8 protein-coding genes and 2 tRNA genes are annotated in these 17,934 nt (G+C 45.2%); 7 read left to right on the top strand and 3 right to left on the bottom strand.

All coding sequences use genetic code 11. From position 1 onward, the window contains the following. Positions 1 to 249 precede the first annotated feature (249 nt). From B9Y77_RS15410 to B9Y77_RS15440, 7 genes are all read left to right on the top strand, one after another. Positions 250 to 8,898: a cadherin repeat domain-containing protein gene (locus B9Y77_RS15410; RefSeq protein ID WP_085492298.1), complete on the top strand. Its 8,649-nt coding sequence runs from the start codon at positions 250 to 252 to the stop codon at positions 8,896 to 8,898. Positions 8,899 to 8,971: 73 nt separating this feature from the next. Beyond that, positions 8,972 to 9,298, top strand: coding sequence for an SUI1 family translation initiation factor (locus tag B9Y77_RS15415; protein WP_085492299.1), 327 nt, complete (start codon positions 8,972 to 8,974; stop codon positions 9,296 to 9,298). Between the two features lie 88 nt (positions 9,299 to 9,386). Then, entirely contained in the window at positions 9,387 to 10,733 is a 1,347-nt protein-coding gene (locus B9Y77_RS15420; RefSeq protein ID WP_085492300.1) for a FecR domain-containing protein, read from the top strand. Then, a complete protein-coding gene (locus B9Y77_RS15425; protein WP_085492301.1) occupies positions 10,730 to 13,045 on the top strand; it encodes a hypothetical protein in 2,316 nt (771 codons plus the stop codon). Before B9Y77_RS15420 ends, B9Y77_RS15425 begins: the two co-directional genes overlap by 4 nt. 2 nt (positions 13,046 to 13,047) lie before the next feature. Next, on the top strand, positions 13,048 to 13,875 hold the full coding sequence (locus B9Y77_RS15430) for a deoxyribonuclease IV (protein WP_085492302.1): 828 nt from the start codon (positions 13,048 to 13,050) through the stop codon (positions 13,873 to 13,875). Between the two features lie 69 nt (positions 13,876 to 13,944). Further along, a tRNA-Asn gene (locus tag B9Y77_RS15435) sits at positions 13,945 to 14,017 on the top strand. Positions 14,018 to 14,147: 130 nt separating this feature from the next. Then, positions 14,148 to 14,220: transfer RNA gene (locus tag B9Y77_RS15440), tRNA-Asn, on the top strand. Positions 14,221 to 14,394: 174 nt separating this feature from the next. Here the strand turns inward: B9Y77_RS15440 and B9Y77_RS15445 are convergent. From B9Y77_RS15445 to B9Y77_RS15455, 3 genes are read right to left on the bottom strand one after another with little or no spacing between them, the layout of a single operon-like run. Next, positions 14,395 to 15,234, bottom strand: coding sequence for a hypothetical protein (locus B9Y77_RS15445; RefSeq protein ID WP_085492303.1), 840 nt, complete (start codon positions 15,232 to 15,234; stop codon positions 14,395 to 14,397). A gap of 22 nt (positions 15,235 to 15,256) precedes the next feature. Then, a complete protein-coding gene (gene floA, locus B9Y77_RS15450; RefSeq protein ID WP_073442902.1) occupies positions 15,257 to 16,231 on the bottom strand; it encodes a flotillin-like protein FloA in 975 nt (324 codons plus the stop codon). Between the two features lie 40 nt (positions 16,232 to 16,271). Next, the gene (locus tag B9Y77_RS15455; RefSeq protein WP_085492325.1) at positions 16,272 to 17,813 is read right to left on the bottom strand and encodes an NfeD family protein; all 1,542 of its coding nucleotides are present in this window, start codon (positions 17,811 to 17,813) and stop codon (positions 16,272 to 16,274) included. Between the last annotated feature and the right edge of the window lie 121 nt (positions 17,814 to 17,934).

Raw genomic sequence — 17,934 nt, forward strand, 5'->3', positions numbered from 1 at the left:
ACCCCCGGTTCTCTTGCCGGGGGTGTTTTTGTGACCATTCATATAATACGCATGATACGCTTTTCGCAGAATAGTAGCTCAAAAACGGCGGAAATGGTATTTTTTTCTTACATTTTTACAAGATTTCATATTGCTTTCGTGAACCTCGTTACTATATTTCATAGTAAAAGTGTTTGGATGATTTGGGAAAGAAACTGTGACAAATTTCTGGAGTGGATTTTGTCGTAGCAAAAGGAGCATAAGGATATTATGTGGTTTGGCAAATTAAGTCTTAAAGCTGCAGCCCTGGTCTTGGCCGGAGCATTCTCTTCTGCATTTGCTGAGGTTGGTCCGTTAGATATTAGTGCCGATGACTGGAATTACCTCTCCAACTTTAAACTTTGGGGAACTACTGGTATTGATACCCGTAATAGACCTGAATTTTATGATTCTAGGTTCTACGATCGTAAGAACGAAAATGATTTTAGCGGCTACACAGGTGTTGACCCCGATACGCTTGGTTGGGTTGGTACCGCTAAGGGCGATTTGACAACAGATGAAGTTGGGTGGTTTGATGGTCCTGTTATTGTTGGTGGTGCAGTAACTGTTCCGAGTGATTATGCGGAAAGCCGTAGGGCATATCTTTTGACTGGTCCTATTCGTACTACGGGTGGCATAGGTAGTGCTAGGTCTAGAGGTACCATATGCCAGGGTGCAAATAGAGCTTCATCGGGTGCTTGCGCTAACGTTCCTGAAGTTCGTTCAAATTTGAGTGTTCCTGGATTGACTGGTGCAACTTTGTCTGGAACATATAATGTTAGTGGCAGAACTGTTCTTAATGTGAGTTCTTATTGCGATGATAATCAAATTTGTGATATCTTCTTTGATAAGATTTCTTTTGGTAATGATAGCCGATTGGTTGTTCAAATGCCTGCAGAGGGGCAGCCTACACGTATTTTTGTAAATAGCATTAGTTTTGGAACTCATCCTGAAATTGTTGTGGCTTATCAGGGAAAAGGTGACTTAAAGCTGGATGAATACGATGGCAACTTGCTGATATATTCTAAAGGTGATATCAACTTTGATAATACAGATAATGTGCCTATAATGGGTACAATTGTTAGTAAGGGGACTATAAAACTGGGACGCAATATGATTTTTGCGGGACAGTTTATTGCTAATAAAATTGAAGTTGGTAACGAAATTAAAGCAGAAACTTTTGTCTTTAAAAAGTTTGACCCGAAGATTGAACTTTTCATAGGAAACAAGTCTAAAAAGATTAAAGAAGGCGATAATGTTTCTTTGGATGTTGTGCTCAGTGAAACTTCTAAAAATGATGTGACGTTTAATTATTGCTTCTATTTCCAATCTGCAGCTGGCGTTGATGGTGTTTATGCCGGGCATAAGGATGTTGATACTAAAAATCTCCCGATTTGTGGAACATCCACAACCAAAGCAACAATTCCTGCTGGAAAAACGAGTGCCACGGGAATCAATATCAAGCCTTTGGTTGATGGTCTTGTTGAAGAAGATGAACAGCTTTGGTTCCAAATCAGTGACCTTAAGGGTGCGGAAACGAATTCGGATTATGAAGCCAATAAGGGGTACAAAATCTACATTGTAAGTAATGATGCGGCTCCGACAGTCTCTAGCGAGCTTGTTATTAATGTCAATGAAGATGACTTGCATCAATTTACGGCGTCTGAATTCAAGTTCCTGCATGCAACACAAAAATTTGCATCCGTTATTATTACGAGTCTTCCGCCTTCGACAAAGGGTGTAATTGCTAAATTAGATAAAAATGGTACAATTACTCTTAATGATGGATCTAAGGCAACTCCTATTAAATTGGAGTCTACGGGTACTACTATTACTGTTGCTGATTTAACTAAGCTTGTTTATCAGCCTGCTGCTGATGACTTTGGTGACAACTATACGACTTTCAAATATAAAGTTGTTGGCGATGGAGTGGGTGACAATACATCTATCGAGTATAAGGCTACGATTAATGTCATTCCGGTAAACGATCAACCTTCTGCCAATAATTTCAATTTTTCTGTCGCTGAACATCCGACCAAGGATGCTATCGTTGGAACGGTTACTCCGAAGGATAAGTCTAACGAAATCGATGTGGATACCTATGTCTTCACGAAGGTTTCTGGCGACTCCAGATTTGTTGTGACATCTAATGGTACGGTAAAGGTAAATGGTAGTGTTTCGTTCAATGCAAAAACCGAAAGTAAGTTTGTCATCAAGGCTACGGTTAAGGATGATGCCGGAACTGAAAAGACGAAGATTGCAGGTCCTTTGACTTCTGATCAATTCACAATTACAATCAAAATCAACAACGAAAACGATGCTCCGGTTATTGCCGCTCAGACGTTCTCGATTCCTGAAAAGAATACCGATGGCTCTGATTGGCCGAGTGGTACGCTTGTTCCCAAGGGAACTGTAGTTGCAACGGATGATGATGGTGATAATTTGACGTTTACAGCACCGTCAGATGTTCCGTTTGGTTTCAAGAAGGGAACGAACCAACTCATTGTTACGGATGGTAGCGCACTCGATTACGAAAAAAAGACTTACTATACCTTTAAGGTAACTGTGACGGATGGCAATGGTGGTTCCGCTTCGGCAAACATTACAGTGAACATTACGGATGTGAATGAACCGCCTCCACCTCCTGATGTGAAGAAGGAATATTCCATAAAGGAAAATTCTGCAAAGGGTACTACTTTGGGAACCTTTGTTGTCAAGGATTATGATAAAATTTCTGGAAAACTTGAAACTCTGAAGTATACATTGACTGGTGCTATTACGGGTGCCGCTGGCGCTACGACAACTTTAAAGAACAAGACCTTGGCTGATATCTTTGAAGTTGTGGAAGTTGATGCTAATGGTGGCGATAGGGAAGTGGCAATTCGTGTCAAGAATCAGGCCTTGCTCGATTACGAAGCCCTCTACAATGCTTCTAATAAGACTACTTATCCTGTGACCATTACCATTAAGGATAATGCTAATCCGGCTGTATCTGTTTCGACCAAGATTGCTATTCAGGATGTGAATGAAAAGCTTACTGCAAATGATGCCGCTTTTGTCTTGAATGAACATTCTCCGGTGGGTAGCCCGGTTTGCGCGACGTATAACGCTGATGGCGACTGCAAAGTTGTTGCAAAGGTAACTGCTGAGGATTTGGATATTTATAATCCTGCATTTAGAGATTTCACATTTGCAATTTCTAAAAACAATTCCGGAACTATGGCTACTGATGCCAAAAAGTTCGGTGTAAATCCGTACGATGGTAGCTTGTACACTACAGATGATTTTGATTACGAAACTGGCAAACATTCATTCAAGTTCTTGGTGACTGTTTCTGATGGTCAATTCTCTGATGACGCCGAAATTACCGTAACGATTAACGATATCGAAGAACCCAAGATTATTGTGAATACAGAAGGTTCGGCTGTCGTTCCTGAAAATACAGGAACAGGTACCGAAGTTGATAATTTTGCGGAAATTGATGATGAAAATGTAAGACAGCAGTTAAGTACTATTGTTGGTAAGCCTACCTATGACATTGATGATGCGGCTAGTGCCAATGCTGCGGGGCTGTTCCATATTGATGCCCGTTTGGGTTTTATTACCGTAGAAGATGGTTCAAAGCTTGATTTTGAAGCTTTGTACCCCAAAAATACATATACTGTTGCTATTGTTGCTAAGGGAACGGATAAGTATGGTGCTTCTGTTGTGGTTAATATCAATAGAACTATTGTCGTGACGGATGTTAACGAAAAGCCGACGATTGAAAATACGGACCCGATTAAGGTTCCTGAAACGGCTACCAGCAAGGACGGTTCTATTGGTCAAATTGAAGCTTCTGATCCGGATTTCTGCTCTGTAAATAGCACGTATTCTTGCAAGAATGGGTTGCATGAATATGGTTACAATAAGTTGACTTATAAGGTTGAAGAAGTTCTCCCAGTTGACGGAAGTACAGATTTCCCATTTGATATTGATCCTAACACGGGTAAGATTTCTGTTGCCGTTGGTAAGGAATTGAACTATACAAAGCAAAGCGAGTACAAGTTCATTGTCAAGGTAATGGACCGTCCGTTGATTGCTGGTGTGCCTTCTCAATCCGCCACAGCCGAAATGACCATCGTTGTTACGGATGTGAATAGACCGTCTAAGTTCGAAGTGGTGACTAACCCCTATGAAGTTGAAGAAAATGTTAGCGTCCCGACGGTTTTGGATGGTGGTAATATTGTTATCTATGATGAAGACGCGGCTGATGTGAATAAGCTCAAAGTCACCATTACTGATAATGATGCAACAGCAGCTCTTGATGCTGCAAAACTTTTCAAAGTCGTTCAGGTGGGTAAGACTGATGCAGAAACGCTTTTGAGCACGTTTGTGATTCAGACCGCTGATGACTTGGATTACGAAGAACTCTACAAGAAAGTCGAAAAGGATGCTGTATTCAATATTACTTTGACGGTTGAAGATACCGAAGGTAATAAGACTTCTCAGGATACGAAAATTCGCGTGATTGACGTGAACGAAGAACCTGCATTTACTAAGACTTCTTATACCTTTAGCATTGCTGAAAATACGACTGAGACGACTTCGCTGGGCGTTGCTGAAGCTACTGACCCGGATAAGTACAATACCAAGTTTAACACGTTGTCTTTCTCGCTTAAGGGTGAAGAAGCCGCTCTGTTTGATATTGACGAACGTTCTGGCGAAATCTTTACGGTCAATAACGCAAAGTTTGATTACGAAACCAAGCGTCAATACAGCTTTGAAGTGGTCGTTAAGGATAAGGATTTCACAAAGAAGGTTCCTGTAACGGTCAATGTCACGGATGTTTCTGAAGGACCTAAGTTCACGGATATTCCGACTTTGACGGTTGATGAAAATACTTTGAAGGGTACTAAGGTCGGCGAAATCTTGGCTACGGACGATGACTGCAAGGCTTCGTTTGCTGCAACCTGCAAAAAGCCGACGTATACTATTACAGCCTCTGACGTAGCCCCCAATGATTACAAGGCATTTACGTATGTTGACGGTGTCATTAAGGTCGCTAAAGACAGTATTTTGGACTTTGAAGGACAGAGTGAATATACCGTTCATCTCGTGGTAAAGGATGGTTCTGATCCGACACTTTCTGATGGTGTTGACGTTAAAATCATCATCAACGATGTGAACGACGCTCCGACTTACGAAGAAAAGGAATACGTCTTCGAAATTCATGAAAAAGCACCTAAGGGCGAATTTGTCGGTTCCGTTGTTGCTGATGACCAGGACCACTGGGCTGTTCTCCACTATGCGCTTACGGATTATGAAGCTAACTCTGGAGACGCTTCCATCTTTGATATTGATGAAGAGGGCAATATTTACTTGTCTTCTAAGTCTTTGAACTATGAAACGCAGAAGCAGTATCAAGTTTGGGCTACAGCCACGGATAATGGTAAAGACAAGGGCTTTGAAAATTATAGTGCAACGACTCTTGTTACCATCAAGATTATTGACGACCCGGATGGTCCGGAAATTATTGATGATGGCAAGAAGAGCTATGATGTTAAGGAAAACACCGTTGAAGAACCGATTAAGGATACGGAAATCGCTTGCTACGAAGTCAGGGATGAAGACAAAGGTCAAGTTGCAACTCTCGTTCCTTATGTGACGGACAATGGTGACACGGATGCAGACCGTCTGTTTGATGCAAAAATCAAGAAGAACGGCTCCAAGTACGAACTTTGCCTTATTGTAAATGATGTTAAACGCTTGAATTACGAATCGATCGCTCATACTCATTCTATCAATGTGAATGTGATGGATGCAGATAAGCTGACCGCTCATGTTACCAAGACCATCAATCTCATTGATGTGAACGAAATGCCTATTATTTCGGGTAATGCAACGTTCTCGTTCTATGAAAATAAGGGCAAGGATTATGTAATCGGTCGACTCTATTCTGATGATGTCGATACTTCCAAGGTATTTACTCAGAACAAGTTTACCGCTATTGGCGGCGATACGGAACTCTTCGATATTACTGAAGATGGTAAGATTATTACTAAGCGTAATTTCGACTACGAAGAAGAAAAGAACCATACATTCGAACTAGAAGTCGCTCTGTCTGATAAGGATGTCAAGACGGCGTATCCGAAGCTTACCACGACGACGACGATTCAGATTACGCTTAAGGATTTGCCTGAAGTTCCGGAAATCACAAGTAAGGAATTCGAAGTCAAGGAAAACTCTGATCCTGACGTCCTTATCGGGGTAGTTGAATCGAGTGACCCGGATGGCAACGACAAGCTGCTGTTTGAACTTGCCGAAGAAAGCCCGTATGTGATTGTCAAGCCGAATGGCGAAATCCGAGTTAAGGAAGGCGCCGATATCGACTACGAAAAGATGCAGGAATTCACAATCACGGTAACTGTCAGGGATGAAGATGGCCTTGAATCCGATGGCGATATTGTCATCAAGGTTATCGATGAGAACGAAGCTCCGAAGATTGAACCGCAGGAATTCACGTTCCCTGAAGATTCTAAGCCGGGTACCAAGAAAGGTCCTGTCGAGGCTAAGGATCCGGATACGAAGAATCCGAAATACAGTGACTTGAAGTTCTATCCTGTCGAAGAAAATGAAAAGTTCGAAGTCAAGCCGAATGGTGACATCGTCTTGAAGGGTGAACTTGATTATGAAGATGAAAAGTCTTATGTCATTACGGTTCGTGTGACGGATGGTGAATTCGAAGATACGACGGATATCACGGTCAATGTCGGCAATGTCATTGAAAAGTCCGATGTTGAAATTACACGTGCTGAAACCGGCAATTCTGTCTACCTGAATCCGAAGAAGGATGAAACGATTTACACGAACAAGGATGTCATCTCTGTGGAATGGAAGCAGGATGGCAAGACGATGTCCAGTCTGGATTCCTTGAAGGAAGGCTGCCAGTACATTATCAAGTCTTATAAGGCTCCGAATAAGGATGTTGCAGGTGCCGATACGATTGAAGTGTGCTATAGCACCGCTGCTCCGATTGTCGATATCGATGCTTCTAAGACCAAGGTTACTGCAGAGAACATCTATACGATTGTTGAAAACGTCGATAAGAAGGACTCTTCTATTTACGTGAACAACAAGAATAAGGATGTCAAGGTTTCTGTGAAGGATACGGTTTCTGGGTATTCTGAATCCTTCAAGGTCGATGTTGTCCTGGATACGGTTGCCGTGTCGAGCACCACTGTGAAGGATATGGTGGATATCTCCAAGTCCGAAATTAAACTGGAAAAGAATCCGAAGTCCGATGTCTATGAAAAGCCGATTGGCGACAAGACCAAGGTTTCTTACGACAAGGTCGTGAATGGCGATACGGTTACGGTTTCTTACTATGTTGACGAAGATGGCGAAATCGTCAAGACGGCTGTCTTTGATGAAGATGGCAAGAAGACGATGACCGAAGTCATTGAAGTGTCTACCGAGGTTGAAGTCAAGGGCAAGAAGGTCACTGTTTCTTATAAGGCTGATGCTGAAACGGGCAAGATTCTTTACGCAGACTCCGAAGGCAACTTGATGGTCGAAACTCCGAAGAGCTCTTCTAGCAAGAGTGATTCTAAGGATAAGGACGAAGTTGACCTGAAGACCGGTGTGGGCGCCTTTACCGTCACCTATGATGCAAAGGGTGAAGAAGGTAACAAGACGATAGTTTCTTACGTCATTGACGAAAAGGGCAAGGTCGTAGCAAATGACGAAGGTGATAGAGGCTATCTTGTGACTTACACCTTTACCAATAAGTACGGCAATACTGCTGAAAAGTCGGTCTTCATGGTGCTTGATAAGCTTGCTCCGATTGTCAAGATCCTCTCTCCGAGTGATGGCGAAGTTGTCTTTGCAAACTTTGTCGATGTAGACTGGTGCATTGCTATTGACGGCGACGAAAAGAACTGCGTCAAGCAAGATACTTTGAACTTCCAGAGTCTTGAAAGAGGCGTAAACACGATTAAGCGTATCTATCGCGATAAGGCCGGTAACGAAACTATCGCAGAAATCAACGTGATGATGAAGAAGGCTAAGGATGTCAATATCAACCTTGAAAAGCCGATGGTTATCGTTTCGATTGATTCTGTGAACAAGTACTATGAATCGAATCCGCCTGATGAAGATCAGAGATATGCTGTTAGCATCCTGAACCCGAAGACTCAGAAGGAAAAGGAAGTTGTTAAGGGCAATGTCGATGAAGTCAAGAAGGGTTCTGGTGATGAACCGTATCCGGGTTACGATGGTCATATCGGTCCGACGGTTACGATTGACATGAAGTTGCCGATTGTAAGCGCTGTGGGCGGTCTCGCTACTTTGGACGATATCATTATCAACGGCAATATGATTGCTGTGGATGGTGTTGATGCCGATGGTAGTGAAAAGATCTCTGTAAACGAATACGTTGAAAAGTACTGCTCTTCTGAATTCCAGGAAGAACTGGGCAAGGACTACAGCAAGGCAAGACTTTACGCAACAACGGCTCGTGTAACGCTCTGGTTCTACACGACGGGTGGTGTGTTTGTCGATAAGTACCAGTTTGATTACGAAGTGGATGATCCGGATTATGTCGATAAGGCTGGTCTCGTGAAGTTCTTCTTCGAAATGAAGCCGGATATCAATGGTGAATTGAGAGACAAGTCTGGACGTCTCTACGGTACGGGTCCGTACATCGTAAAGACCAAGGTCGATCTCCGTTCTCAGCAGCGTTGCGTGGTTCCGCCGATTACAGAAAAGTCCAAGGTTGGCGATGTGCTGAAGTCTAGCGATGAAATGCTGAAGCGCTTTGGTTATCGTCGTCCGGTGCTTCGCGGAAACGAAAAGGGCTCCAAGTCTTCTTCCAAGAAGTCTTCCTCGAAGAAGAAGTAAGGCATAAAGCTTAGATTCAAATCCCGGTCCTTCGACCGGGATTTCTATTTTTTGGCAAAAAAGAGGTTATCACATGGGTGTCGAAGAACGTTCTACATTGGTGTTTGCAAGTGGTGTCGGTCGAATCAAGGAAGAAAAGCCAAAGGCTGTCCGCCCGCAAGGGGATGGCGTAGTCCGCATTACGCTGAAGCGTCTTGGCGGTGGCAAAATGGCAAGTGTTGTTTCGGGCGTGCCGATGGAAGAAGACGAGCTTAAGGATTTAGCCCGTGTGTTGAAGCAGAAGTGCGGTGTTGGCGGTTCTGTCAAGGATTTCAATATTGAAATCCAGGGCGACAAGCGTAACGTGCTAAAAGCTGAACTCGAAAAAAAAGGCTTTACAGTTAAGCTTGCGGGCGGCTAGTATGTTTTACATCATCTTTTGCAAATTCTTGCCCAAAATTTTTGCAAAAAAAGTAAATTTATTGTAAGAAAATAAGTAAAGAGGTCTTATGTTTAAGCAACTGTCTTTGTTGAGTTTGCTGCTTGCTTTAATCGTTCCTTCGAACGCCTTGGCTGCTAAAGCTGGACAAGTTCGCCATGTCGATCCTACTGCCGAAAAGAGTAAGGGTAGCTGTGCAGATGATGCTACATGGAAAGTTGTGACTGTTGGCAGTTTTGATCCTAAGACCTGCTTTAAGACTTCTGATGGTGGCGCTGTCGAATTGCAGTTGAATGGCGATAACAGCAGTATCAAGATAGCTGAAAATTCGGTTGTTTTTTTGGATTCCCTTGTTGAAAAGAATGCAGACGGTTTCTACGTCACTAAGCCTCATATCCAGAAGGGATATATTGGTTTTAATGTCGAAAAGAATAAACACAATAAGGTGGACTTCAGTACGGGGACGGCTGCGGCTTCAATCCGTGGTACGAAGGGCTTTATCGGTGGTGACTCCCTTTCGTTCATGGCTAGCTTGGAATCCGGTAAACTAGCCATTTTCCCAACAGGTCAAGATTCCCTTGCTATTAGCCAAGGTGAAACTGTAATTGGCAGGGAAAAGTTTATTATCCTAAAGCTCAAGTCTTCAGGCGATATGGAGTTTGCGAAAAAATTGATTAAACTCCTTGCGGATACGACAAAGTCTATCGATGAACTGGCAGCTGCTGCCATCGCCGCAGACCAGGCATTCCAAGAAAAGCTTGCTGAGAAAAAAGCGGCTGAACAGGAAACGCAAGTCGCTGTAGATACGACTCAAAAAGCCGAAGAGGTAAGTTCGTTAAAGGCTCCTCGAATTAGCTATACCGGTTACGACTCCTTGCGTTGTGTTGCAAATGTTTCTATAACGGATGTTCCGAAGGATACAGAAACGATCGTGCAGACGCTCATGGACGGAACTCCGATATCTGAAGTCAACGTGAAAAATAGTTCCTCAAAGCGCTTGAAATTGCAGAGTGGCGTTCATGAATATGAATTTATTGTAGAAAACAGTATTGGCCGTAGCAGTGTCCAGCAAACGCTTGGCTGCTATCCTTTAAAGCCCTTCTCTATTAAGGTCTTTGGTCTTCCACATGAGCACTTGCAGATTCCGCCTCCGCCTCCGGGAGTTGAAGATGTCATTATGGAGACTTTGCAATTCCAGATTCGTATTCCTGAAAACGATCCGAACTTTTTGAATAGAGTCTTGGTGCGTCAGGACGGAACGGTTATTCTGAAGGAAACTTTGTCCCAAATCCAGAATCTTGATTACCAGATTCCTGTTGAGCTGAAACGCGGCCACATGAACCGCTTTGTTATCGAAGCAATTCACAAGAGCGGTTATGTTGTCAAAACCACTAAGGTTTATGAGGTTGAAAAATGATTTCTAGGCAACTCGTTTTAGCTTCTTTTGTTGCAATTCCTGCTTTTGCGCAGTCCGTTGTGGATTCCGCTGAAGCACCTCAGTCAAAATCTTCTTGGTCTGTAACCGGATCTGTTGGTGCTGAATTTGGTTACCATTCTGTGGTAACGGGTAAGAATGAAACTGATTCAGTTTTTTTCAGTGGCAATGATTCTATTTATCCGGGCCAAAAGTACCGAAATTATTTCCAGGTGCCTGGTATCTTTGGGGCATGGAATGCATTTGTCCAGATGGAATCCGCTTCAGGACAAAAAATTGAATTTGCTTTAGATGCATCTAGCGATAAATGGAATCGTTTTAATCCGAGGTTTGTACAGGCTTTGTACGAAGATCGCCATCAAAAATTGGTTTTGGGCGACCAGTTTGTTTTGGGCGGTGACTTGTATTTGGCGAGTATTGATTTATTCGGTGCTAGTTATGATTTTAAGTTGAATCCGGATAATTCTAAAAATCCGTTGCTTGTGTTCAGCGTATTTGGCGGAGAAAACCAAGCGCCTAAACTGCCCGGCGAAAAAGACCCGGATCAGTACAACAAGTATACCGAGCTTGATGAAGTCGAAGCTCAAAAAATGTTGATTGGCGGAAAACTCCTTTGGAATGCAACGAAGGATTTTGATGCTACGATCGGTTTTATTGGCAGCAAGGATTACTTGGAAGATCCGTATTTCCGTGATGGATTTTCTCGGGATGTAAATCTTTCCAATCCGATGTTCTCTTCGAGGACTTTCTTTGGAGAAGTGAACGGTGCTGTTCTTGGCGGTCGCGGAAAGTATAATGTCCAATTGGGCTTTGGCGGTACCGATACCGTGAATGTCATTGCTCACCGGGCTGTGAACTCTGTGTTTGAAAAGGCTGGGTTGGATGTTTCTCGATTTGCTCAGTTGCGCCGCTTGATGAACAATACTTCGCAGGTAAACCGCATGAACCGCGATGAATTGGAACTTATCTTTGGCGACAATACCGAGATGAGTGTTGACGACATGCGTAAAGAACTCCTTCGCGTATTAAGTGTTGCACAAGGGGCTTTGAAGAAACATCGCAATGAAAACAATGATGATCCGACGGATTGGACGGCTCAGAATCTCGCTCTTTCGGGTTCTTACAACTGGAAGAAAAAATCGACGATGATTGACGCCTACTTCCGTTTTGTGGGGCGCAACTATTACAGTGCGGGTTCTCCGGACTTGTTGCAGAATTCTCGCCAGTTAGGGTTCAAGCTCGACCAGACGATTAAGGATTTCTGGAAGTTGAACTTTGGCTACGAATTGAATATTGAAAATGCATCGGGGCATGGAGATGCTTATAACGTATTCGGTTTTGCCGAAGGCTCTAAGCTTGGGCTTTTGCCTGGTGCCGATGATGATTGGCTCGAAAAGCATGAACGGGATGTTCCGAGAACGCTTTACATTCATGATTTTAAATTGAAGAATACCTTTAAGGTTCGTGATTCTATCGAGGTCACAGCTCGTTATGCTCTTAATTATCGCACTCGTAGTACCCCGCGGAGACTTCGCGGCAATTTCTTTGCTAATTCGGGAATTTATTCGGATTCCTGGTTTGACGTTCAGAAGGGAAAGCCGACAATCGATGTGGATACGGGCAAAGACACGATCCAGATTGACTCTGCTCGTTGGGCAAAGTATGCCGCTTTGCAGGGTGAGGAATATTTAGCCTCGCAGTTTGAAGAACGTTTGGCTAAACATACTGTTGAACTTACGGCTACATTCAAGTTCCCTAAAAATGTATTGAAGATTGGCGGTGTCTGGACTTATCGTACTGATATGTCGAGATTCAATGAGAGAGACTTGCTCAATGGTTTTGATTTCTCTGACGAAACTTATGGACTCCTTGGTTACTATTTCCATGGTGGCGATTACTTGGATGCCCGCTATCCGATTTCTCTTACGACGACGCTTGACTGGCTTCGCAATACGGTTGCCTTGACGCCGAGATTCAGGACTTATAATCGTAATGATATGGGTGAATTTGAATGGACGCTCTTGGATAATGCTTCTTTCAGGTTAAAGCCCGGATTCTTGGATCTCATGTTGCACGGAAAAGTTCGCCAGAATTTCATGAGCCGCAAAGAAGATGGCAAGGATGTTGACGAGATGGAAATGGATTTGGATTTCTCGGCTGGTTTGAAGTTCCAGTTTACGGAAAGACTTGGAACCGAATTCATGTTGGGAACTTTCGTCAACTACCGTCCTGATAGCGAATCTGAAGATTACCGAGATATTTACGGAAGCGTATCCGTTAATTACGATTTCTAGTTATGCATATTGGTTGCCATCTCTCGTCTTTGGGAGGCTTCTTGGCGATGGGCGAGACTGCCCTTTCCATTGGAGCCGATACGTTCCAATTCTTTACGCGTAATCCGCGTGGCGGTGCCGCAAAGCCTTTTGATAAGGCAGATGCCGAAGCTCTGAATGCTTTTATGGATGCCCATAGCTTTGCGCCGATTCTTGCCCATGCTCCTTACACGTTGAACGCTTGTGCGGCTGATCCGTCACTTAGGCAGTACGCTCAAGACGTGATGAAGGATGACTTGTTCCGCATGGATCATTTCCCACGAGCAATGTATAATTTCCATCCCGGAAGCCATGTGAAGCAAGGTGCCGAGGTCGGAATTGAACTTATTTCCCAGCACTTGAATAATATTCTGCATAAGGATTTGAAGACAAAGGTGCTGCTGGAGACGATGGCAGGGAAGGGGTCCGAAGTAGGGCGCACTTTCGAGGAGTTGCGGGCGATAATCGATCGCGTAGAACTCAGCGAAAAAGTTGGCGTTTGTTTGGATACATGCCACGTATTTGATGGTGGTTATGATATTGTAAACCATCTGGACGATGTGCTTGAATCTTTCGACAAGGTTATTGGACTCAAGCGTCTGCATGCTGTTCATCTGAATGATAGCAAGAATCCTATGGGTAGCCACAAGGATCGTCATGAAGTGATTGGTGGCGGAAATATTGGGCTCGAGGCTCTTGTGAACGTGGTAAATCATCCGTCGCTGAAAGGACTTCCGTTCTATTTGGAAACTCCGAATGAGTTGCCCGGCTATGCACAAGAGATTGCCTTGATGCGCAGTCGTGAACGCTAAAAAAGTTGAACTTTTTTACGCTTATACCTTGACAAAAGAATAGAAATCATCTATATTTGTGCCCGTCGATGCTTCATAGCTCAGTTGGTAGAGCCCGCGACTGTTAATCGCGTTGTCCTTGGTTCGAGTCCAAGTGAAGCAGCTCAAAACCCTCGATCGAAAGATCGGGGGTTTTGTGTTTTTGCCCCAATAACAAAAATTGAATAAAAACGAAAAATGCGTGCAATACCCTTGACAAAAGAATAGAAAACGTCTATATTTGTGCCCGTCGATGCTTCATAGCTCAGTTGGTAGAGCCCGCGACTGTTAATCGCGTTGTCCTTGGTTCGAGTCCAAGTGAAGCAGCTCAAAACCCTCGATCGAAAGATCGGGGGTTTTGTGTTTTAGGTTAAATCGCGTCAGTCATGGCGGACTTGATCCGTCATCTCTCGCTTCAGTTGTAAAAAATCCCGGGCGGTGAAACCGTCCGGGATGAATTGTTTGATTTTGACAGGTCGCGCGTTTGGTTGGTCGCGAAAATTACCTGCTGTATGCAGTCCAGCGTTTCTTGAATCTGGGTTCGTCGATAACCTTACCCCAGATGAATCCACGGCGGACGCTTTCCCGGCTTATAGAGCGCTCAACAGAGCGCTTTTTAAGCGGGTCTGTAATCTCGGCAGGTTCTCCAGAATAGCCGTTTTCGATATCGCTTTTGCGGGCGGCTTCGTCTGCTTCTTCGCGAGCCTTGCGGGCACGTTCTTCGAGAATCTTGAGCTGGCTTTGTTTTTCGCTTAACGCCGAAGACACATTTGCGTGTGGCTTCATGGACTCAAGGTGCTCGTGTGATAACAGGTTGTTCAGCTCTGCGACATCTTGTACGAGAACGTCATATACGCCTTCTCCCATATCATGACCGATGATGCGGTGGAGCTGAAGTTGAGAAATCATCTCGATAGCACTACCTTCGGACATTTCGAATTCATCCATCAGGTATTCGACATCGATAATGTCTAACTGGACGATGTTCTCTGCAACTTCTCGCATGGTCACATGGTTTCCCATGCGATGATTGCTCTCGGGAATGGGTGGGGGCATTGGAGATTCCATCGTTCCTTGGGAAGCCTCGCGTTGTGCTGCTTCAAACTGCTTGATGTACTCTTGCAGTTTGCGGGCGGCGAATGGCTTTGGCTCCGGAGGAGCGTCCTCGTCTGTCCTTTCGTCGAAATCTTCGTCGCTGGTTTCGTCTTCGAGGTCATGCGAAGAATCCGTCTCGGAATTTTGCCACGGCGGTGGCTGCTGCTGAGACTTCTTCTTTGCATTTGCCCGCTTGATGAGAGCGTCAATGACAAAGATGGCGATGAATATGAGTAATGATTCCATGGGCTAAACCCTTTTGGTCAAATTACTTGTTCACTTCCGGGGCGGTTCCGATTTCTTTACGCATCTGCGTGTCGGCTTCGATGTTCTTGAGGTTGTAGTAGTCCATCACGCCGAGCTTTCCGTCGCGGAGAGCGGTTGCCATAGCCATCGGGATCTGGGCTTCGGCTTCCACAAGTTTTGCCTTCATTTCCATCACCTTGGCCTTCATTTCCTGTTCTGCAGCAAATGCCATGGCGCGGCGTTCTTCTGCCTTTGCCTGAGCAATCTTCTTGTCAGCTTCGGCACGGTCGGTTTCGAGGATAGCACCAATGTTCTGACCCACGTCCACATCTGCAATGTCGATGGAAAGGATTTCGAATGCTGTACCTGCGTCAAGGCCGGAGGCGAGCACCTTCTTGGAAATCATGTTCGGGTTTTCGAGCACTTCCTTGTGGCTCTGAGCAGAACCGATGGAGGACACGATGCCTTCGCCAACGCGGGCGACGACTGTTTCTTCGCCGGCACCACCGACGAGCTTCTGGATGCTGGCGCGCACGGTGATACGGGTAATGGCGTGGAGCTGGATACCATCGAGAGCCACAGCGGAAACCTTCGGGGTTTCAATCACCTTCGGGTTCACGGACATCTGCACAGCTTCGAGCACGTTACGGCCGGCAAGGTCAATGGCTGCAGCTTCTTTGAAGTCGAGCTTGATGTTTGCCTTGTTGGCAGCGATGAGTGCCTGGATCACGCGGAGCACGTTACCGCGGGAGAGGTAGTGGGCTTCGAGCAAGTTAGTATCGACCGGGAGACCCGCCTTGCAGCTAAGGATTCGGGCTTCCACGATGACCTGAGGCGGAACCTTACGGAGGCGCATACCGATGAGCTGGAAAATGCTCACGTTTGCCTTGGAGAACAAGGCCTGGAGCCAGAGGCTAAAGAACTTGCCGATAAAGGCGAGAACGATGATGACGACGATGGCGGCAATGATAATGCCAACGGTAAGAAGTGTATCCATTTGTTTTTCTCCAAGTTAGTTGTTTTGTTTAAAATCTATGTTAGGCGCGGGTCACCCAGATGTGGGCTTCTTGCACGGATTCGACCTTGACGTTTTCGCCGGCTTCGATGATTTCGCCGTGGGTCTGTACGTCGAAAAGTTTTGTACTTCCATCCGGCAGAGTAAAGCTTGCTTGGCCTACAGGGCGGAGGAATGTTTTGGCTGTTCCGACAGTGCCAATGGCGACTTCTTGCACAGCTTCGGTCGGGGAGACGGCTGTTTCCATGTCGGTCTTGAGCATCGGTGTCCAGCCTTCGGGTAAAAGCGGAATGAGGTACTTGCTTGCGGCAATCGGGATGATAAGTGCAATCGCTGCACTCCCGAGAACGAAGAACAGCCCGAATAGCCATGGGGTGGCATCGAATGTTGTTTCGACGGCTTCTGGGACGTATTCCGGGATGTTTGCCGTATCAAAGCTCATGATGAGTGCGATAATCATGCAGGCGATGCCGCCAACGCCGAATAGGAATGTGCCCGGCATGACGAATATCTCGACTAAGAACAAAATCACGCCTGCCACAAGCAGAATTGCCGGGATGTAGCCGTCGAGCTGCGGTGCGAACTGCCCGAAAAAGACGATGCCGATAAGGATGATACCGATAATGCCGAACATTCCAAATCCAGGCGTCTTAAATTCTATATAAAGTGCACCGAATCCGAGAATCAGGAGGATGCCTGAGATAGCGGCGATGGCGCTTGCGATTTTCTCGCCGGTGTTCGTTTCGACTTCGCTTTTGCGTTCGATGGCGAGTTTTGTTTCAAAGTCTTCGCGGTTCTTGAATGTACCTCTGGAGAAACCGAGCTCTTCGGCTTCCTTGTCGGTCATGGTCAAGAGTTCGCCTTCTTTTACGAGAATCTTGGGCGCGCCCCAGAACTTCTTTTCGGTGCTGTCGAGGACTGCAAACTTTTTGCCTTCAATGATAAGCGTGGTGTCGCGCTGTGTCGGCGTTCCCTTATCAAGCGTGGCGGTAAGCTCAAGTACTTCGAGTTCCGGAGTCACAAACGAGGAGGCTAGGAGCTCGGGGTAGTTGTTGCGCTGGGCGAGGTTCCTGAACTTTGCGCGGAGCGGGGACTGGATCTTTTCACCGACGATTTGCGGTGTACCGTCGCCACCTTGCACAATCGGGGCGCAGTCGCCAATAGTTGTGGCTTCGAGCATGTAGAGGCGTTTGCAGGCAAGTGCGATGAGAGAACCGGCGCTTATTGCCTTCTTTTTCACGAGAGCGATGGTTTCGGGACCCTTGACGGCCATGATGGTATCGACGAGGTCGAATGCCGCATCGAGGCGACCGCCGAACGTGTTTATTTCAAAGACGATGTAGTCAGGTTTCTTTTCGAGAGCTTCACCAATAGCTCGGGCGCAGAATTCGTACATGGCGGGGTCGACGTCGCCTTCCAGTTTAATCCAGACCGCCTGTTTTTTGGGGGCTGAAATCTCGGTTTTTGCGGAATCGACCACTGGTGTTGTGACGGTTGTCGTATCGGCGAACGTAAATGAGGCTAAAAATGCTAAAAGGAGAAATAATTTGGGTAATAATTTCATATCGTCAATGTATAAAGATTTGTTTTCGTATGGACACATTTTTGTGAAAAAAAGCACGTTTTTAAAGAAAAACTAGTTCAAATGCATTTATTTTTTGAAATTTCCCGTCGAAACGCGTTTT

Source organism: Fibrobacter sp. UWB13, from assembly GCF_900177805.1.
Lineage (GTDB): Bacteria > Fibrobacterota > Fibrobacteria > Fibrobacterales > Fibrobacteraceae > Fibrobacter.